Here is a 2,812-nt window from a genome sequence, read left to right as displayed (position 1 = left end):
AGGATATGACGAAGCTCAAAAAGAGGAAGCTTTTAGAAAAAAAAGAGAAAAAGAGATAGAAAAAAAGGAGTAAATTCGTATGGCAGATTTAAATGAAGTACGTCTCATAGGTCGGCTAACGAGAGACCCCGAACTGCGCACCACGCAGGGCGGCGCATCCGTGTGTACGTTCGGCCTGGCTACGAATAGAAAGTATAAATCCAACGACGGCAAAATCACGGACGAAACCACGTTCGTGGACGTGACCTGTTGGGGGAAAACAGCGGAAAACGCAAGCAAATACATCAAAAAAGGAAGCCTCGTTTACCTCGGAGGCAGGTTGAAATACGACCACTGGGAAGATAAAACGACCGGCCAAACACGAACCAAAATCAGTGTGGTGGCTGAAAACGTGCAGTTTTTGGATGGAAGGTCTGCGACGCAGTCAGGAGATCAGTCGCAACCAGCAACACAGGCATCCGTAGCAGGAACAGCATGGTCAGAACCGGATTTTGAGGAACCACCGTTCTAAGGGGGAAAAATGAATGAAAGAAAGAGAAGTGGTGTTTTGCAAAAATTCCAATTCCTTGGTTTATATAAAAAAAATAAACCAAGGAATTGGAATAGGGTACTCCGATTTCAAGCCATGTCGATTTCGATATACAAAATCAAAAATTGTAAAATTATTCTTTTCAGAACCAGGAGAAAAATGGGGGAAAGATGGAAAAACTTGGAAAGTTGATAGATTCGGAAATTGGGAAGAGGAAATAAATTAGTAGAATGCTCCTCTTTATGGGGAGATTTTTTATTGAAAGGGGAAAATGTGAATTTTTTTAAAATTTGCGACAGAAAAATATACGTTAAAAAAATAAAAAAAACACTATCTGCTAATCGTAATTGTAGCAGGAGAGAAGGAATAGGATATTATGAAGAAATGCCAGGAACATTCATTCTGGAAAAAAAAGAAAAAAAATTTACACAGAAACGTTTTATATATGCGTTTGATTCGGACACATATGAAGATGAAAATGGAAAGGTTTGGGAAATAGTTGATATTGGAGCAAAAATGATATGGCAGAAAAAAAAATGAAAACGATAACAATAAACGGTCAAAAGGTTTATATTAAAAAATCACAAAACAACCTAGGAGAACGCGAGGGAATAGGGTACGACGAGGAAGGGTTCCCTGTAAAGTTTTGGGAAGGATACGATGTAGAAACATGTGGATTAGATGAAGAATTCCTTTTTAAAAAAGGAGGTTGTTGGCAAGTGTGGCGTGTTATTGATATGCAATGGACAAAATGCAATAAAACCAAAAAATCCTAATTTTTTGTTGAAATCTTCAATAAAAGATGATACAATTGTAAAAATTGTTTTGCACAAAGTCATTTTTTAATGGAGATTTTTTTTATGGATATACAAATTTTGGAAAATCAAATTGGTTTGGAAAAAATTCAATCAGTCAACGCTCGTGAGTTGCACTCAAGGCTTGGAGTCGGTCGTGACTACACAAACTGGATAAAACAACGTCTAGAGGAATGTATGGCTCTAGAACATAAGGATTATCAAGTTTACGCCAAATTTGGCGATAACCAACTTGGAGGCAGGCCATCATCTGAATATCTTATATCTGTTGACCTAGCAAAACATGTGTGTATGCTTGAGCGCACAGAACTTGGTAGACAGATGCGTCAATATTTTATTGACGTGGAAAAAAAAGCGCGTGAGATTTCCCGTCGCCCACTGACAATTAACGATCTTGCTTGCAACGCGTTCGAGGCGTACAAGAGGATTGGCGAACTCGTCCAACTCCCAGCCAGCACGATCGTATCTGAAGCCTCTAAAATTGTGGATCGCCAGTACGGTACTAATTTTGTCGAATTCACAAAAACCTCCCCTCTTCTTGACCATGTGAAGAAAAATGAGGAATTTTTAGAGCCAACCGAGATCGGGGAAAAACTCGGAATTTCGGCCATCGCCCTAAATAAAAAGCTTGCCGAGCTAGGCTTGCAGGAAAAAAATGGCTCGTCTTGGGTTCCAACGGAGCAGGGAAAGGCCCTATGTTTTGTCCATCAATGGACAAAAAGAGGGAAAAGTGGCTACAATATAAAGTGGAACGCGGAAAAGATTTGTGAAAGGGTAGGAAATGGAAAATAATCGTAATCTCACAATAAGCGATAAACTGCAACTTGTCCATGAATTCTTGACTGACAAATTTATTGGTGATTGGCTTGGAATTAGCGGTAATCAAGTTTACGCATACCGAATCGGTAGATGTCAGCCAAAAAAATTAGCCACAGAAAAAATAAATCTTCTTTACAAGGAGGCTTATTCATTTTTACAAAATATTGGATATTTCAATGGACAAAAATAACCTCGTTGCCATAATTGACACACGCGAGCAAGCTCCGCTTGACCTGGGAAAGTATGGTCTCGTGGTCGAGCGGCGTACGCTCGCGTGGGGAGATTACTCAATCCGCGGCCTGGAAAGAATCGTTACGATCGAACGAAAATCGATCGACGATTTCACGGCTTGCTGTGGCAACGAACGTAGCCGTTTCGAGAGGGAAATCCTTGCGCTGCGCGGCTATCCAGTGAAGGCGATAGTCTGTGAATTTAAGTTTTCGGATATTCTTGCCCATAACTACCGATCGAAAATTACTCCTGAGTCCGTGATCGGCTCGATCGAACGGTGGATGATGTGCGGAATACCGTTTTTAATGGCAGAGACTCCCAGCGGCGCAGCCTGGTTAGTCGCTGGGATTCTCAAAAAAGTGTATAGCGACGTGCAAAATCAACAGTTTTGGGGAGGTTAGCCGTGAATATTTTGTCG

At 40.8% G+C, this 2,812-nt stretch carries 7 protein-coding genes; all 7 read left to right on the top strand.

Annotated features, from left to right (window positions below; translation table 11 throughout):
- Nucleotides 1-79 precede the first annotated feature (79 nt).
- The 7 genes from ssb (at nucleotide 80) to WC445_04960 (ending at nucleotide 2,795) form a co-directional block, all read left to right on the top strand.
- Nucleotides 80-511: a single-stranded DNA-binding protein gene (ssb, locus tag WC445_04990; GenBank protein MFA5129277.1), complete on the top strand. Its 432-nt coding sequence runs from the start codon at nucleotides 80-82 to the stop codon at nucleotides 509-511.
- A 13-nt stretch (nucleotides 512-524) separates the two neighbouring features.
- Complete coding sequence (locus tag WC445_04985) at nucleotides 525-755, top strand: hypothetical protein (protein MFA5129276.1); 231 nt, start codon at nucleotides 525-527, stop codon at nucleotides 753-755.
- Nucleotides 734-1,069, top strand: coding sequence for a hypothetical protein (locus WC445_04980; GenBank protein MFA5129275.1), 336 nt, complete (start codon nucleotides 734-736; stop codon nucleotides 1,067-1,069). The genes WC445_04985 and WC445_04980 overlap by 22 nt, the downstream gene beginning before the upstream one ends.
- Nucleotides 1,051-1,305, top strand: coding sequence for a hypothetical protein (locus WC445_04975; GenBank protein ID MFA5129274.1), 255 nt, complete (start codon nucleotides 1,051-1,053; stop codon nucleotides 1,303-1,305). The genes WC445_04980 and WC445_04975 overlap by 19 nt, the downstream gene beginning before the upstream one ends.
- A gap of 84 nt (nucleotides 1,306-1,389) precedes the next feature.
- Complete coding sequence (locus WC445_04970; protein MFA5129273.1) at nucleotides 1,390-2,136, top strand: antA/AntB antirepressor family protein; 747 nt, start codon at nucleotides 1,390-1,392, stop codon at nucleotides 2,134-2,136.
- Nucleotides 2,126-2,353 carry a hypothetical protein gene (locus WC445_04965; GenBank protein ID MFA5129272.1) on the top strand — a complete coding sequence of 76 codons (228 nt, stop codon included), beginning with the start codon at nucleotides 2,126-2,128 and terminating at the stop codon, nucleotides 2,351-2,353. The genes WC445_04970 and WC445_04965 overlap by 11 nt, the downstream gene beginning before the upstream one ends.
- Nucleotides 2,340-2,795 carry an ERCC4 domain-containing protein gene (locus tag WC445_04960; GenBank protein MFA5129271.1) on the top strand — a complete coding sequence of 152 codons (456 nt, stop codon included), beginning with the start codon at nucleotides 2,340-2,342 and terminating at the stop codon, nucleotides 2,793-2,795. Before WC445_04965 ends, WC445_04960 begins: the two co-directional genes overlap by 14 nt.
- The last annotated feature ends 17 nt before the right edge of the window (nucleotides 2,796-2,812 follow it).

It is taken from the genome of Patescibacteria group bacterium (genome assembly GCA_041650995.1).
In the GTDB taxonomy this organism is placed as follows: Bacteria; Patescibacteriota; Patescibacteriia; order XYB2-FULL-38-15; family XYB2-FULL-38-15; genus JAHIRI01.
This window is presented reverse-complemented; position numbering and strand designations above follow the sequence as displayed.